The sequence below is a fragment of the Rhizobacter sp. P5_A1 genome, from assembly GCF_056400745.1.
Window position 1 is genome coordinate 220,774 of the sequence record NZ_JBFUKR010000002.1, and the last position, 14,963, is coordinate 235,736.

Consider the following 14,963-nt stretch of genomic DNA (forward strand, 5'->3'; position numbering starts at 1 on the left):
CTCGCGCATGCTCAACGTGTGGGTCGACAACCTGACCATGACGCAGCTGATGGCCGAGCTCGACGAGGGCGTGGTCTTCACGTTGAACCCCGATCACCTGTATCACCTGCAGCGCAACCGCGCCTTCTATGACGCCTACCGGCAGGCCGACTTCATCACCTCGGACAGCAAGTATGTGTACTGGGGGCTGGGCTGGGTCGGCCGGCGCATTCAGGAGAAGGTCTCGGGCTCCGACATCGTGCCCGCTTACTGCGCCCATCACCGCGACAACCCCGCGGTGAAGGTCTTCATGCTCGGCGCGGCGCCGGGCATTGCACAGAAGGCGATGCAGAGCATCAACGCCCGCGTCGGGCGTGAGGTGGTTGTGGGCGCGCATTCGCCGTCGATGGAGTTCGTGAAAGACGAACAGGAGATCCATGAGGTCATCCGCATCATCAATGACAGCGGCGCCACCTGCCTGATCATCGGCCTGGGCGCTCCGAAACAAGAGATTTGGATCGTCAAGTACCGCCATGCAATGCCGAACGTGAAGGTCTACATGGGCGTGGGCGCGACGATCGACTACGAAGCCGGCGCGGTGAAGCGGGCACCACGCTGGATGACGCGCATCGGCCTCGAGTGGCTGTATCGGATTACCACCGAGCCGCGCCGCTACTGGCGCCGCTACCTGCGCGACATGGAGTATTTCTGGCTGCTTCTGCTCGACGCTGCGGGGCTGTACCGCTCGCCGATGCAAGCCGAGTCCGTTGCCGATTCGAGAGGACCTATTCGATGATTCGTACCGCCATGATTGGCCTGGGCAAGATGGGGCTGTCGCACTTGGCGATCCTGCGCGCCCACCCGAGCCTGGAACTGGTAGCGGGCTGCGACTCGACCGCCTACCTCACCGACATCCTGACCAAATATTCGGGCCTGAAGTGCTACGACAACTTCGACCGGATGCTCGAGCAGGAGCCACTGGACGCGCTGGTGGTAGCCACGCCGTCGAAGCTGCATGCGGCGATGGTCGAAAAGGCGTTGAATCGCGGCCTGCATGTGTTCTGCGAGAAGCCGTTCGTGCTCGACGTAAGCGATGGCGAGAAGCTGGTGTCATTGGCCGAGAGCAAGGGCCTTGTGAACCAGGTTGGTTATCACTACCGCTTCGTCGGCGCATTCAAGGAAGCGGCGCGCGTCGTCAAGTCGGGAGCGCTGGGCCGAGTCCACCACGTGCGCGCCGAAGCCTTCGGACCGGTCGTGCTGCGGCCTAAGGGCAGCACCTGGCGTTCCGCGAAGAGTGAGGGTGGCGGAGCCCTGTACGACTACGCCTGCCACGCGATCGACCTCGTCAATTTCGTCGTCGGCGCACCCATCGCGGTGGACGGCGTGGTGCGCCACGGCGTGTTTTCGCAGGACGTGGACGACGAGATCTACTGCACGCTGCGCTACGCCGACGGTGCTAGCGGCCAGCTGAGCGTGAACTGGAGCGATGAGAGCTTTCGCAAGATGTCGACCAGAATTTCGGTGTGGGGTACGAATGGCCGCATCACCGCCGACCGCCAGGAATGCCAGATCTACCTGCGCGAGCCACATGCCGCACTGCCCGGTGTGGATAAGGGCTGGACGATCCGCTATACGACCGACCTGACCGAAGAGGTCTGGTACTACTTGCGCGGCGAGGAGTATTCGGCGCAGATCGACTACTTCGCCGAGAGCGTCGAGGCCCGGCGCATCGACGGCGAGAACACCTTTCGTTCGGCACTCGATGCCGATCGCCTGGTTTCGATGATCGTCGGCCAGACGGCCGGCAACCTGCCGCCGAATGCCCAGCCGGCGCGCAGAAGCGTGCTGTCGCGGATGTTCAAGTGATGGCGCAGACCCGAGGAACCACGTTCATGGATCGAGTCCTTTTCGGTGACAACCAGTTTTTCGGTGTCAACCACATGTCTGAAGAGAAGGCGCGCGCCCAGTCGATGCGCTTTCAGAATACCCAGGCCATCATCGACGTGCTCGACGCCGCGTACCAAGAGGGCATTCGCACCTTCATGTGCACCACGCACGACCGGATGAGCGAGGTTTGCGATCACTTTCGCGCTAACGCTGGCAAGTATCCGGACTACATGTTCTACCCATGCATGCCGTACGCGCACAAGTATGCGAACGCGGTCACCGAGCACGGCATGATCGAGGCGCTGCGCCTGTTTCTCCCGCACGATGGCGCGATCGGCGCGATGCTCAAGGGAGGCGTGGCGCTCGCGAACAAAGACGTCGAGGCGATCATGCAATTGCTGATCGACGCCGAGATGAAGATGTTCCATGGCTTGGCGACGCCGGTCGTCTTCATGCAGAACGTGATCACCGACTTGCTGCTCGGGCTGAGGATGAACGACACGTTCCGCATGTTCCACGATCACGTGCGCAACAAGTACGGCGCCGAGCCGGGCTACATCACGATGAACGTGCCGCGGCTGCTGGATGTACTGGACGCTCTGGGCATCGACAACCCGATCGTGTGCGCGAACATCAACAAGATCGGCTTCCGCATGTGCGGCGGCGTGGCGCTGTACGAAGAGACGATCGCGAAGCGTCATTTTCGGCCAGTGGCGATGTCGGTGCTCGCATCGGGTGCGATCGCGCCGCGCGAGGCGATCGAGTACGTGTGCGGCCAAGCCAGGATCGAAGCCATCGTCTTCGGTGCGTCGAGTCGGTCGAACATCCGGCAGACGAAGGCGCTGATCGATGAAATGAGCGTGCGCGTACCTGCGTGATCCGGAGCCGAGCTGTTCCGCATCTGGAATAGATCCTGCGCCGAGCGGGTTTGGAACGCAGCCAAAAAAACCAGCACAATCTCACTTGACAGTGGCCATCGCATGAGAATCTCATGAAAGCAAACTCCACAGCCCTGACTCTGGCGGTGTTGATGTGCGCTGCATCTGTGGGCGGCATCGCAGCGCGGCCGAGCACCAAGGCAGCCGACAATGGCAATGCCGTTTCCTTGGAGACGATGGTGCCCAGGGGATTCGGCGAATGGACCGAGCTTCGGGAGCAGAACGCTCAGGTCGTCAACCCGCAAACCAAGGAACTGCTCGACAAGCTCTACAGCCAGTTGCTGACGCGTACCTATGTGAACAAGCAGGGCTATCGCATCATGCTGTCGATGGCCTATGGCGACGATCAGCGCGGCGGTCTGCAGGCGCATCGACCCGAAGTCTGCTATCCAGCGCAGGGGTTCAAGCTTGGCAAGGTCGAGGACGGCCCGCTTGCCACTGCATTCGGCAACATCGAGGTTCGTCGCCTCAACACCAGCTTCGGGCCGCGTATCGAACCGGTAACCTATTGGCTCACCGTTGGCGACCAGATCATCCGCTCGAAGTTCGACCAACGCATCGCCGAGATCCGCCTAGGGTTGACTGGACAGATTCCGGACGGCCTGCTGTTTCGCATCTCCTCGATCGACAATGACGCGAGCCGAGGTTTTGCGATGCAGCAGAAGTTCACCGCCGATATGATGGCGGCAGTATCACCCATGACCCGCAAGCAACTTAGCGGCTTGGAAGCTGCCGCGGCGCCGCCGACCAATTGACTGACGGGCGACGTCTCAACCTACCGTGCGACACCCGCTGGCGGCTGGGCCGGCTCTCGCGCCGGCGGCAAGATCCGGTCCAGTGCCATGTCAAGGAAAAAGAAGAACATCAGCGCGACCAGCATCAGCACCATCCCGGCAGCGCCGTGGAGAAAGCCCTGCCCGGCCTCGTCGCCCAGGTGGTAGGTCACGAGCACCAGCGTCATTACGCGCACGATGTTGGCGATGAACGCAATCGGCAAGATAGCCGCGAGCATGATCCCCATGTGCAGCATGCCTTTGCGGCCCATGATGTACATGAACAGCGTACCGAGCGCCGACAGGCTGAACATCGAGTGCAAGCCCGAGCAAGCATCGGCAACTTGCAGTTGGTACGGACCGATCGACAAGATCACGCCGCTGCGCGCAATCGGGTAGCCCACTGCGTACAGCAGCGCCTCGACGATGTTGGCGATCAGCCCCTTCAACGAGCCGGTGATCGCGTCGACCAGCACGCTCGGCAGCGGAATCATGAACACGAAGTAGAGCAGCGGGAACCATGCGATCCGGATCGCCGCCTTGCCGCGCAGCAACAACAGCGCCGCGGTGACGACGAGCGGCTGGGAGCCGAACTCGAGTATCGCGATGTCGAACACGCGGCCGATGAAGTAGACGAGCAACCCGAACCCGAACAGCGGCCAGCCGATCGACGGCACCGGCTCGACCGGCGCCGCGTCGATCTCATGCCGCAGGGTCCAGAACAGCCACACCAGCACCGCAAGAATGATCGCGCCGTGGCCCTGCTCCTCGGTCTGCCAGATGCCCTCGAACGCCCACCAGTACAACGGCAGGTACATTGCCGCGAAGCCGGCCATCGCGGTCAGCCAGCCGATGTGCCGCTGCGCCGCTGGGCTCGACGGCAGCACCGTGCTCACTTGTCCTTGACCTTCTTGGCTGCCGGCACCTCGTTCAGCACCGACCCGACCACGCTGACGCCTGCATTCATCAGCCCCTGGACCAGATCGCTGAACGCCGCGACGCGGGTCTGCGAACTGCGCGCGACGACGAGTGCCGCGCCGGTGCGCACCGCGATCATCGCGGCATCCTCGCCGACCGCCATCGCGGGCGTGTCGATGATCACGATGTCGAAGGTCGACTTGACCTGCAGCATGAACTCGTCGAAGTTAAGGCGATTCAGCAACTCGAGCGGGTTCGGCGGAATCGGCCCCGCCGGCAGCACGCACAGCCCCGCGAGATCGGGGATGCGCACGATCGCCTCTTCGCGCGAGCGGCCCGACAGCACGGTCGACAGCCCGATCTTGTTCTCGAGGTAGAACAGTTCGTGCTGGCGCGGATTGCGCATGTCGGCATCGACCAGCAAAGTGCGCTCGCCGAGCTGCGAGAAGACGACGGCCAGGTTCGCGGCCAGGTTGCTGCGGCCCTCGCCGCGCTCGGTACCGACAATCGTGAGCACCTGGCGCTGGTCGGCCTTGTCGAACCAGCGCAGCATCAGCTGGCTGCGAATCGCGCGCAGCTGTTCGACGCGCGCGCTGAATGGCTCGTACGCGGCCACGAGCTCGTCGCTGACGGGTTTCTTGTCGCCCGGCGTCCGGCGCAAGTAGGCGTAGGCGAACTGGCGTGACAGCGCGTACTGGATATCGGCTTCGGTCAGGAGCCCGAGCCGCACCGCGGCATCACCGAAGCGCAGGTTGTGCTCTTTCTGCACCAGCAGCACGCGCTCGGCGTCCTCGGGCTTCAGCAGCCCGCTGTCGACCAGGATGCCACCCAGCGACCGGCTCACGCGCGGCGCACCGGACAACATCGACACCGTCATCTTCATGAACGCGCTCCCGATGCGGTGAGCAGGGGTCGAGGCGGGCTCATCGGGCCGATCTGCAGCAGCCTGCGGAAGACCGGCCGCTTCGATCCTTCAGGCCGCAGCACGCCGATCACCGGCACGCCGGCCATCACGAGCATGTCTTCCGGATCGCGCACGCGCCGGTCGACCAGCTCCCAACCGAGCGCGGCGAGCATGCCGAGCACGAGCCCACCGACGATCGATCCGACAATGCCGACCGCCACTTTCGGCCGCGACGGCTCCAGCGGTTCGACGGCCGGGCTCAGCAGCCGTGTATTGGCCTGGTTGTTCTGGCTCTCGAGCGTGAACTGGCCGACGCGCGAGCTGATCCCTTCGTACGCACGTTGAGCCGTGTCGACATCGCGCTTGATGACCGCCTCGAGATCGCGATCGGCACGCATGGCCTGCAGCTTCTTCTTCTGCTCTTCGATCAGCGACTGCAGCTCGGCGACCTTCTGGCCGCTGCTGCGGCTCTGGGTCGAGGTGCCACCGGACACACGCCTCGACTCCGATCCGATCTGCTGGCGCAGTTCACCGATCTGCGCCTCGAGCTGGACGCGCGACGGATGGTTCTTGCCCCACATTGCGCTCATTTCCGTCAGCTTGGTTTCAGCGGTTGCGAGCTGACTTTTCAATCCCTGGACAGCTGGGCTCAACAAGATGTCGGGTGACGTGGGACTCCCCGAGTTGCGCGAACGCGTCTCGGCATCGACACGCTCGCCCTGGGCCGCGCTCAGCTGCGTCGTCAGCGCCTGGTAGCGGGCGTTTTCTTGGTCGAAGCGCTCGTCGGAGACGACGATGCCGCGCTCCTGCTGGAACTTCGACAACCTCGCCTGCGCAGTCTCGAGGTTGTTGCGCAGCACCTTGGTCTGGTCTTCCAGAAAGGCGGTCGACTGGCGTGCCGGCGCCACGCGCAACTCGACCGAGATGTCCATGTAGGCCTGCACGAACGCGTTCGCGGCGGCCTGCGCGAAGAGCGGATCCTGCGCCGCGAACGACACGTTGATGACATTGCTGCCGTGCGACGGCTCGACGTTCAGCCCGCGTTGCAACAGGTTTGCGAAATAGCGCTCGAGCGGGATCTTCGCATTCGTCTGGTCGCGCCACTGTGCGACGGCCGACGGCGAACGCTCGACGCCCAGCATCTTGACCACGCGCGCCGCGACGCGTTCGCTCTTCAGGATGTCGATCTGCGTGGCCATGTAGCCAGGTGCTGCCAGGCTCGGCGCAATCGCGCCGAGCACCGGGTCGATGCGCACCTCGACGACCATCGCCGACTCGGCGGTGTACTGCTTCGGCAGCAGCAGCGTCGTCGCGGTTCCAGCGACCGAGACCAGTACCAGCAGCGCCAGCACGAGCCATTTGCGCGCCCAGACGATGCGCCATATCTGTTTGATCGACATGATTTCCGCCCCTTCGTCTAGAAGAGGGATTCCTTGACGTAGATCACGTCGTCACGCCCGACCGGATCGTTCAGGTCGAGCTCGGTGATGCTGACCGCGCCGCTCGCATCGCGCCGATGCACCTTGATGCCGCGCTGGGTGCCGCGAGCGGTCAGGCCGCCGGCCTGCGCGAGCGCCTGCATCAACGTCATGCCGCGCTCGAGCTTGAACTGGCCCGGACGCTGCACTTCGCCGTAGATGTAGGCGCTCGGTGCGCGGTCGGCATAGATGATGTCGCCGTTCTCGACCGGGATGTCGAGCTCGCTCTTGCCCGACTGCAGGATCGCCGGCAGGTCGACGTCGAGCCTGATCGGGCGACCGTTGCGCGTACCGACCAGCGTGACGACGTCGGCGCCTCCGGGCACGACGCCACCGGCCGTCGCGACCATCTCGGAGACCTTCGCGCCGACCGTCTCGATCGGATAGCGGCCCGGCTTGCCCACCTGGCCGAGCACCGAGATCACGCTGCTGCGAATCTGGTTGACGAGGATCGAGACCTGCGGGCGCAGCACGAAGCCGCCGTCGCGCAGCTGCTTCGCGATCTTCTGCTCGGCCGCCGAGATGGTCAGGCCGCCGATCGTGACGTTGCCGATCAGCGGGAAGTTGATCTGGCCGGTCTCGGAGATGCGCCCGCCGTCGACGGTCAGGTCGGGGTTCTGGTAGACGGTGATCTTGAGCGTGTCGCCGACGCCGAGCACGGCTTCGGCCTTGGGCGCCGAAGCCGCCGAGGCGGACGGGCTGGTCTGGGCGAACGCGCTCGAGCAGAGGGTCAGCGCCAGGAACAAATAGCGGAGGATGTTGCGCATTTTTGGTCTCGTGCTTCGGTGAAAATCGGATGGCAGGCGCCGTTCAGGCGACCGTCACTTGAAACCCTTGATGCCCTTTTCGAGCGTGCCCGCGGCCGGCGACGAAGCCGGCGCGGTGTTGATCGGTTCGACCTCGATGTTCGGCGCCGCGCTCGGGATCGAGCCCGCGGGCATCGGTGGCGCGATCGTCGTCACCGGCGGCGGCTCGGGGGCAGTCGCCGGTGCCGGTTTCACTTCCTTCGAACCGCCCTTCGCGTAGTCGCCCACGTACTCGATCTTGGCGGCACCGCGCATCGCCTTCACGTCGTCCTCGACGACCTTGCGCTTGCGCTCGTTCCACAGGTACTGCTCGATCGCCGGCGTCGCGCGCGCTTCGTCGACCGGCTGGCTGCGCGAGCCGGCGAGGAACACGACCTGCGCGCCGTTCGGCGCACGGGTGAAGATGGTCTGGCCGTCCTTCAGCTGCGCGAACTTGTCCAGGCTCGCCAGCGGCAGCTGCTCGGCCCCGCGCACGGCCTGGTTGGCGCTGTACTTGAAGTCGTTGGTCTTCAGGTAGTCGACGAACTCCGGCAGACCCTTGGCCGAAGCCAGCTTCGCCTGCAGCTCGGTCACCTGCTCGGGCTTGGCCTGGATCGCGAGCTCCTGGAGGTTGTAGACGCGGCGCTCCTTGAACAACGGTGGATGGGCTTCGTAGTACGCCTTGATCTCGGCCGGGCTCGGCTTGGGCGCGCCGGCGGAGATCTTCTCGACGTAGGCGCGCGCGATGATCTCGCGGCGCGCCGCTTCGAGCTGCTGCACGACACGCGGATCGCGATCGAGCTTCTGGTCTTGCGCCTTCTGCAGCGCCAGCTCCTGGTCGATCAGGCGTTCCAGCACCTGCTTACTCGCCGATGCAGCCTGCTCCGGAGCCAGGCCCCGCTGCTGCTGCAGCACGAAGTTGATCTGGTGGACGGTGATCTCTTCCTTGTTGACCTTGGCCGCGGTCTGCGAGGCGGGCTTGTCCTTCTTGTCGCCGCAGCCCGCCAGAACCAGGGCTGCCACGATCATCGCCGCGATGCCGGCGCGAGCCGGCAGGCCGGTTTTCTCGGCTGGCAACTCAAGTCTTGAAATCATTCGCAAATCGCCCCCAACGTCAAGTATTGAAACCCGCCGATGAGGCCCGCGCAGGCAGGCATCAGCGGGCTTTGTTCGAGCCGCTCGCGGCTCGATTCCCGGTCCACCTGTTGATGGATCCGAAGGTCTCGCAGTGTACTTGTGAAGCATGTCCGCGAAGCAACCCCTAACTGCAGGAGCCAGCGCCACAGACACACATGGAAACGTGAACAAGTCGCCGGTATGGGGCTGATCGGTCGATTCAGAGCAGGGCCTGATGGCGGGCCAGCTTCCAGCCCGAGCCACCGTGCTGTGTCTTCATCAGCATCCAGAGTTCCCGAAACGGCGCAGCCACATCGCCTGGCGCGTGCCTCATCAGGCCCGAGAACTCGACGCTGGCGACGAAGGCTCCGCCCAGTTCCTCGAAGGCGAACAACTCGGCCTGCAGCGTGACAACATCGGTGCGGCTCGACGCCGCGCCGATGCAGGCTGGCTGCTCGAGACAAAACTCCGCGAGCATCTCCGGGGTTGTCAGCCCTTGTAACGCCGCCATCGCGCCGAGATCCCAGGCCTCCTGCAGGCGCACGAAATGCAGACGCAACTCGACTAGCAGCGCGTCGTGCTCGAAGCAGCGGGGCAAGACAACGCGGGTCCCGCGCACCGGGCGGCTGGCAGCGCGCTCACCCGCCCTGCCGGTTGCAGCGAACGAGCGCGCCGCGCCGACCGGGCTCGCCGCACGCGCCCGCCAAAGCCACGCAGCGCCCCCGGCAATCAGCAGCGCCCCGCCCGCCGTCGACAGCGCCGCCGCCGGCAAGTGCGCCGGCCAGCTCTTGACGACGAGCAGCGCGGCCAGCGCCGCGAACAGACCCACCGAGGTGGCGAGGGTACCCAGCGCGGTGGCGCAGGCCTCGTTCGCGCCGAGCGCGAGCAGCAGACCGAAGCACAGGCCCAGCGGCGCGCCGGACGGCCATCCCGCTCGCACGCGGCAGGCGCGCTCGAAGCCGGTTCCGGGTTGCGAAGCCATGGCGTCCGCGCTCAACGACTTTGGGTGGGGCTCGTCAGCACTTGATGCCCACATGCAGCGCGACGACCCCGGCGCTCAGGTTGTGCACGTCGACATGGCCGAAGCCGGCCGCCTTCATCATCGTCTTCAGTTCCGCCTGACCGGGGTGCATGCGGATGGACTCGGCCAGGTAGCGGTAACTCTGCGCGTCACCGGCAACAAGCTGGCCGATGCGCGGCAGCACGTTGAACGAGTACCAGTCATAGGCCTTCGCGAGCGGCTTCGCGACCTTGGAGAATTCGAGCACCAGCAGGCGGCCGCCAGGCTTGAGCACGCGGTTCATCTCGGCCAGTGCCTTGTCCTTGTGCGTCATGTTGCGCAACCCGAACGCGACGCTGACGAGATCGAAACTATCGGTCGGAAACGGCAGCGCTTCGCCGTCGCAGATCAGCGTCGGGAGCACCAGGCCTTCATCGAGCAACCGGTCGCGCCCCTGCCGCAGCATCGCCTCGTTGATGTCGGTGTGCACGACCGTGCCTTTCGTGCCGACCTTCTTCGCGAACGCGCGCGCGAGATCGCCGGTGCCGCCGGCGATGTCGAGCACACTCTGGCCCTCGCGCAGGTTCGCGACCGCGACCGTGTAGGCCTTCCACGCGCGGTGCAGGCCCATCGACATCAGGTCGTTCATCACGTCGTACTTCGACGCGACCGAGTCGAACACGCCGCGCACGCGACCGGCCTTCTGGCTCTCGTCGACAGTCTGGAAGCCGAAATGGGTGTCGCTCATCGCGTCGCGCCGTCAGTGTGAGTGGCCGCAGCCCGCCGCGGCCTTCTCGGGCATCGGTGCGTCGCGGTTCATGCCGGCTTCCCGCAGTCGACTCTCGTACTTGCGCCACAGCTCGTCCTGCTGCGAGCCGAGGAAGTAGAGGTAGTCCCAAGAGAAGATGCCGGTGTCGTGGCCGTCGGTGAAGCTCGGCTGCACCGCATAGTTGCCGACCGGCTCGAGGCCGTTCAGGCCCACCTCGCGCTTGCCGGTCTGCAGCACTTCCTGACCGGGGCCGTGGCCCTGCACCTCGGCCGAGGGCGAGTACACCCGCATCAGCTCGAACGGGATGCGGAACTGCGCGCCATCCGCAAAACCGACCTCCAGCATGCGCGACTGCTGGTGCACGGTGATCGACGTCGGTTGCGGAGAATTCGCGGTCAGGCCAGCCATGCGGGTTTTCTGAAGATGATGCCGTCGCAGTGTAGCCAAGCGCCCTGCCCCGGCTGGCCTCGGGGGCTTGCGACGCGCCGCCCTAGACCAGCACCCGCTCGATCCCGCCATCATTCGCCCGCTCGACATAGTCGGGCATCCAGTCAGGCCCGAGGATGCGATTTGCCATCTCGACGACGATGTAGTCGGCCTCGAGCAGGCCGTTGGTCAGGTCGCCGGTGTAGCGCGACAGGCCTTGCAGGCAGCTGGGGCACGAGGTCAGGATCTTCACCGGCCCGGTCGCGGCCACCGCTCCCGTTGCGCGCAGCGCGAGCTCGTCCTTGCGCAGCTCTTCTTCCTTGCGGAAGCGAACCTGCGTCGAGATGTCGGGCCGCGTGACGCCCAGCGTGCCGCTTTCGCCGCAGCAGCGCTTGCTCTCGAGCACGTTCGCGCCGACCAGCGCCTTCACGGTCTTCATCGGCTCCTGCAGCTTCATCGGCGTGTGGCAAGGGTCGTGATAGAGATAGCCGCCGGCCGACTCCGCACCCGGCGCCGCCGCCAGCGTGATGCCCTTTTCGAGCAGGTACTCGTGGATGTCGATGATCCGGCAGCCGGGGAAGATCTTGTCGAACTGGTAGCCCTGCAGCTGGTCGTAGCAGGTGCCGCAGCTGACGACGACGGTCTTGATGTCGAGGTAGTTCAGCGTGTTCGCGACGCGGTGGAAGAGCACCCGGTTGTCGGTGATCATCTTCTCGGCCTTGTCGAACTGGCCCGAGCCGCGCTGTGGATAGCCGCAGCACAGGTAGCCCGGCGGCAGCACGGTCTGCACGCCGGCGTGCCACAGCATCGCCTGCGTCGCCAGGCCGACCTGCGAGAACAGACGCTCGGAGCCGCAGCCGGGGAAGTAGAAGACCGCCTCGGTCTCGCCGGTGGTCGTCTTCGGGTCTCGGATGATCGGGACGTAATCCTTGTCCTCGATGTCGAGCAGCGCGCGCGCGGTCTTCTTCGGCAGGCCGCCCGGCATCTTCTTGTTGATGAAGTGAATCACCTGTTCCTTGATCGGCGCGCTGCCGATCGTCGCCGGCGGCGCGGCCGTCTGCTTGTTCGCCAGCCCGCGCAGCAGGTTGTTCGCGATGCGCTGCGCCTTGAAGCCGATGTCGACCATGCCGACCCGCAGCGCCTTGATCGTCTGCGGGTTCGTCGCGTTCAGGAACATCATCGCCATCTTGTTGCCCGGGCGGAAGCTCTTCTTGCCGAGCTTGGTCAACAGGTTGCGCATGTTCATCGAGACGTCGCCGAAGTCGATGTTGACCGGGCACGGGCTCAGGCACTTGTGGCAGACGGTGCAGTGGTCGGCGACGTCCTCGAACTCCTCCCAGTGCTTGATCGAGATGCCGCGCCGCGTCTGCTCTTCGTACAGGAAGGCCTCGACCAGCAGCGAGGTCGCGAGGATCTTGTTGCGCGGGCTGTAGAGCAGGTTGGCGCGCGGCACGTGCGTCGCGCAGACCGGCTTGCACTTGCCGCAGCGCAGGCAGTCCTTCATCGAGTTCGCGATCTCGCCGATGTCGCTGCGCTGCATGATCAGCGACTCGTGGCCCATCAGCCCGAAGCTCGGCGTGTAGGCGTTCGTCAGGTCGGCGCGCAACGACGTGTCGCGCAGCAGCTTGCCCTTGTTGAAGCGCCCTTCGGGGTCGACGCGCAGCTTGTAGGCCGTGAAGTCGGCCATCTCGGCCTCGGTCAGGAACTCGAGCTTCGTGATGCCGATGCCGTGCTCGCCGGAGATCACGCCGTCGAGGCTGCGCGCGAGCTTCATGATGCGCGCAACCGCTTCGTGCGCGGTCTGCAGCATCTCGTAGTTGTCGGAGTTGACCGGGATGTTGGTGTGCACGTTGCCGTCGCCGGCATGCATGTGCAGCGCGACCCAGACGCGGCCCTTGAGCACCTGGCCGTGGATCTTCTGGCACGCGTCGACGATCGGCGCGAGCGCCGCGCCGGCGAAGATGCTTTGCAGCGGCGCGCGGATCTGCGTCTTCCACGACGCGCGCAGCGTGTGGTCCTGCAGTTCTTCGAAGTAGCTGCGCGTCGCGCCGTGCTCGGCGACGTCGAGGTGCGCCAGCCAGTGGCGCCACTGCGCGCCGACCTCGCGGACCAGCGCGAGCGCCTGCTGCACGCGGTCTTCGAGCAGCTCGGCCGATGCGATCTCGCCGGCGTCGTCGCTGCGGCCGAGCGGCAGGTCGCCACGCTCGAAGAAGGCCTCGAGCGCATCGGCCAGTGCCAGCTTGTTGCGCAGGCTCAGCTCGATGTTGATGCGCTCGATGCCCTCGGTGTACTCGCCCATGCGCGGCAGCGGGATCACGACGTCCTCGTTGACCTTGAACGCGTTCGTGTGCTTGCTGATCGCCGCGGTGCGCTTGCGGTCGAGCCAGAACTTCTTGCGCGCCTCGGCGCTGACCGCGATGAAGCCTTCGCCGGCGCGGCCGTTGGCCAGGCGCACGACCTCGCTGGTGGCGCGCGCGACCACGTCGGCATCGTCGCCGGCGATGTCGCCGAACAGCACCATCTTCGGCAGGCCGCCGCGCTTGCTCTTGGTCGCGTAGCCGACGGCGCGCAGGTAGCGGTCGTCGAGGTGCTCGAGGCCGGCGAGGATCGCGCCGCCGCGCTTCGCCTCGGCGAACATGAAGTCCTTGATGTCGACGATCGACGGCACGGCGTCCTTCGCGTTGCCGAAGAATTCGAGGCAGACCGTGCGCGTGTGCGCCGCCATCTTGTGCACGACCCAGCGCGCGCTCGTGATCAGGCCGTCGCAACCCTCCTTCTGGATGCCCGGCAGGCCGGCGAGGAACTTGTCGGTCACGTCCTTGCCGAGGCCCTCCTTGCGGAAGATGCTGCCGGGAATGTCGAGACGTTCGCTGCGTTCGAGCTTCTTGCCCGACGCGTCGAAGTAGCGCAGCTCGAAGCTTGCGACCTCGACATCATGGATCTTGCCCATGTTGTGGTTCAGCCGCGTGACCTCGAGCCACTTCGCCTCCGGCGTGACCATGCGCCACGACGCGAGGTTGTCAAGCGCGGTGCCCCACAGCACGGCCTTCTTGCCGCCCGCGTTCATCGCGACATTGCCGCCGATGCACGAGGCCTCGGCCGAGGTCGGGTCGACCGCGAACACGAAGCCGGCGCGCTCCGCCGCATCGGCAACGCGCTGCGTGACGACGCCGGCCTCGGTCCAGATGGTCGCGACCTCGCGGTTCAGGCCCGGCAAGGTCAGCATCTCGACCTCGGTCATCGCCTCGAGCTTCTCGGTGTTGATGACCGCGCTGTTCCAGACCAGCGGGATCGCGCCGCCGGTGTAGCCGGTGCCGCCGCCGCGCGGAATGATCGTCAGGCCGAGTTCGACGCAGCCCTTCACGAGCCCGGCCATCTCGGCCTCGGTGTCGGGCGTCAGCACGACGAACGGGTACTCGACGCGCCAGTCGGTCGCATCGGTCACGTGCGAGACGCGCGACAGGCCGTCGAACTTGATGTTGTCCTTCGCGGTCACGCGGCCGAGCACCTTGGCCGTGCGTCGGCGCAGCTCGGCGACCGCGTCGAATTGCTCCGCGAAGGCGGTCACCGCCGCGCTGGCCAGGCCGAGCAGTTCGCCGACCGCGGCATCGCGCTCGGGATCGACCGCCGGCGTGCGCCGCTTCTCGACCTCGCCCAATCGGTGATGCAACGCATCGATCAGCAGCCCGCGCCGACGTGCGTTGGCCTGCAGGTCGTCCTGCAGGTAGGGGTTGCGCTGCACGACCCAGATGTCGCCGAGCACCTCGTACAGCATGCGCGCCGAGCGGCCGGTCTGACGCTCGTCGCGCAGGCGGCTGAGCACCTCCCAGGCGCGCGCGCCCAACAGCCGGATCACGATCTCGCGGTCGGAGAACGAGGTGTAGTTGTAGGGAATCTCGCGCAGCCGCGGCGCGTGCTGCGCGGCCGTCGCGGCGGCGGTGATCTGGCTCAGTGGGATGGGTGCGTTCATGGGGGCCGGGCGCTCGTCGG

The 14,963-nt window shown here is 65.7% G+C and carries 13 protein-coding genes; 4 read left to right on the forward strand and 9 right to left on the reverse strand.

The features are described 5' to 3' along the window. Positions 1 to 7: 7 nt before the first annotated feature. The 4 genes from AC1DTW_RS02835 (at position 8) to epsI (ending at position 3,559) form a co-directional block, all read left to right on the forward strand. The gene (locus AC1DTW_RS02835; protein WP_477978913.1) at positions 8 to 775 is read left to right on the forward strand and encodes a WecB/TagA/CpsF family glycosyltransferase; all 768 of its coding nucleotides are present in this window, start codon (positions 8 to 10) and stop codon (positions 773 to 775) included. Then, the gene (locus AC1DTW_RS02840) at positions 772 to 1,845 is read left to right on the forward strand and encodes a Gfo/Idh/MocA family protein (protein ID WP_477978915.1); all 1,074 of its coding nucleotides are present in this window, start codon (positions 772 to 774) and stop codon (positions 1,843 to 1,845) included. The genes AC1DTW_RS02835 and AC1DTW_RS02840 overlap by 4 nt, the downstream gene beginning before the upstream one ends. 26 nt (positions 1,846 to 1,871) lie before the next feature. Next, on the forward strand, positions 1,872 to 2,744 hold the full coding sequence (locus tag AC1DTW_RS02845) for a hypothetical protein (protein ID WP_477978917.1): 873 nt from the start codon (positions 1,872 to 1,874) through the stop codon (positions 2,742 to 2,744). Between the two features lie 113 nt (positions 2,745 to 2,857). After that, positions 2,858 to 3,559 (forward strand): exosortase-associated protein EpsI, B-type, encoded by a 702-nt coding sequence (gene epsI / locus AC1DTW_RS02850; RefSeq protein WP_477978919.1) that lies wholly within the window; start codon positions 2,858 to 2,860, stop codon positions 3,557 to 3,559. 20 nt (positions 3,560 to 3,579) lie between these two features. Here epsI and xrtB read toward each other — a convergent pair whose 3' ends face one another. The 9 genes from xrtB to AC1DTW_RS02895 form a co-directional block, all read right to left on the reverse strand. Then, positions 3,580 to 4,473 carry an exosortase B gene (xrtB, locus tag AC1DTW_RS02855; RefSeq protein ID WP_477978921.1) on the reverse strand — a complete coding sequence of 298 codons (894 nt, stop codon included), beginning with the start codon at positions 4,471 to 4,473 and terminating at the stop codon, positions 3,580 to 3,582. Beyond that, positions 4,470 to 5,378, reverse strand: coding sequence for a chain length determinant protein tyrosine kinase EpsG (gene epsG, locus AC1DTW_RS02860; RefSeq protein WP_477978923.1), 909 nt, complete (start codon positions 5,376 to 5,378; stop codon positions 4,470 to 4,472). Before epsG ends, xrtB begins: the two co-directional genes overlap by 4 nt. Next, positions 5,375 to 6,799, reverse strand: a complete 1,425-nt coding sequence (epsF, locus tag AC1DTW_RS02865) for a chain length determinant protein EpsF (RefSeq protein WP_477978925.1) — start codon at positions 6,797 to 6,799, stop codon at positions 5,375 to 5,377. Before epsF ends, epsG begins: the two co-directional genes overlap by 4 nt. 17 nt (positions 6,800 to 6,816) lie before the next feature. Beyond that, positions 6,817 to 7,644: a polysaccharide export protein EpsE gene (epsE, locus tag AC1DTW_RS02870; protein WP_477978927.1), complete on the reverse strand. Its 828-nt coding sequence runs from the start codon at positions 7,642 to 7,644 to the stop codon at positions 6,817 to 6,819. Between the two features lie 54 nt (positions 7,645 to 7,698). Further along, positions 7,699 to 8,739, reverse strand: a complete 1,041-nt coding sequence (locus tag AC1DTW_RS02875) for an EpsD family peptidyl-prolyl cis-trans isomerase (protein ID WP_477978929.1) — start codon at positions 8,737 to 8,739, stop codon at positions 7,699 to 7,701. Between the two features lie 259 nt (positions 8,740 to 8,998). Further along, the gene (locus AC1DTW_RS02880; protein ID WP_477978931.1) at positions 8,999 to 9,760 is read right to left on the reverse strand and encodes a hypothetical protein; all 762 of its coding nucleotides are present in this window, start codon (positions 9,758 to 9,760) and stop codon (positions 8,999 to 9,001) included. Positions 9,761 to 9,794: 34 nt separating this feature from the next. Further along, a complete protein-coding gene (ubiE, locus tag AC1DTW_RS02885) occupies positions 9,795 to 10,526 on the reverse strand; it encodes a bifunctional demethylmenaquinone methyltransferase/2-methoxy-6-polyprenyl-1,4-benzoquinol methylase UbiE (protein ID WP_477978933.1) in 732 nt (243 codons plus the stop codon). Positions 10,527 to 10,538: 12 nt separating this feature from the next. Beyond that, complete coding sequence (locus AC1DTW_RS02890; protein WP_477978935.1) at positions 10,539 to 10,955, reverse strand: gamma-butyrobetaine hydroxylase family protein; 417 nt, start codon at positions 10,953 to 10,955, stop codon at positions 10,539 to 10,541. An 82-nt stretch (positions 10,956 to 11,037) separates the two neighbouring features. Then, entirely contained in the window at positions 11,038 to 14,943 is a 3,906-nt protein-coding gene (locus AC1DTW_RS02895; protein ID WP_477978937.1) for a DUF3683 domain-containing protein, read from the reverse strand. Between the last annotated feature and the right edge of the window lie 20 nt (positions 14,944 to 14,963).

Coding starts and splice junctions, on each gene's coding strand:
- AC1DTW_RS02835 (WP_477978913.1), top strand. CDS start 8: ATGCTCAACGTGTGGGTCGACAACCTGACCATGACGCAGCTGATGGCC.
- AC1DTW_RS02840 (WP_477978915.1), top strand. CDS start 772: ATGATTCGTACCGCCATGATTGGCCTGGGCAAGATGGGGCTGTCGCAC.
- AC1DTW_RS02845 (WP_477978917.1), top strand. CDS start 1,872: ATGGATCGAGTCCTTTTCGGTGACAACCAGTTTTTCGGTGTCAACCAC.
- epsI (WP_477978919.1), top strand. CDS start 2,858: ATGAAAGCAAACTCCACAGCCCTGACTCTGGCGGTGTTGATGTGCGCT.
- epsG (WP_477978923.1), bottom strand. CDS start 5,378: ATGAAGATGACGGTGTCGATGTTGTCCGGTGCGCCGCGCGTGAGCCGG.
- epsF (WP_477978925.1), bottom strand. CDS start 6,799: ATGTCGATCAAACAGATATGGCGCATCGTCTGGGCGCGCAAATGGCTC.
- epsE (WP_477978927.1), bottom strand. CDS start 7,644: ATGCGCAACATCCTCCGCTATTTGTTCCTGGCGCTGACCCTCTGCTCG.
- AC1DTW_RS02880 (WP_477978931.1), bottom strand. CDS start 9,760: ATGGCTTCGCAACCCGGAACCGGCTTCGAGCGCGCCTGCCGCGTGCGA.
- ubiE (WP_477978933.1), bottom strand. CDS start 10,526: ATGAGCGACACCCATTTCGGCTTCCAGACTGTCGACGAGAGCCAGAAG.
- AC1DTW_RS02890 (WP_477978935.1), bottom strand. CDS start 10,955: ATGGCTGGCCTGACCGCGAATTCTCCGCAACCGACGTCGATCACCGTG.
- AC1DTW_RS02895 (WP_477978937.1), bottom strand. CDS start 14,943: ATGAACGCACCCATCCCACTGAGCCAGATCACCGCCGCCGCGACGGCC.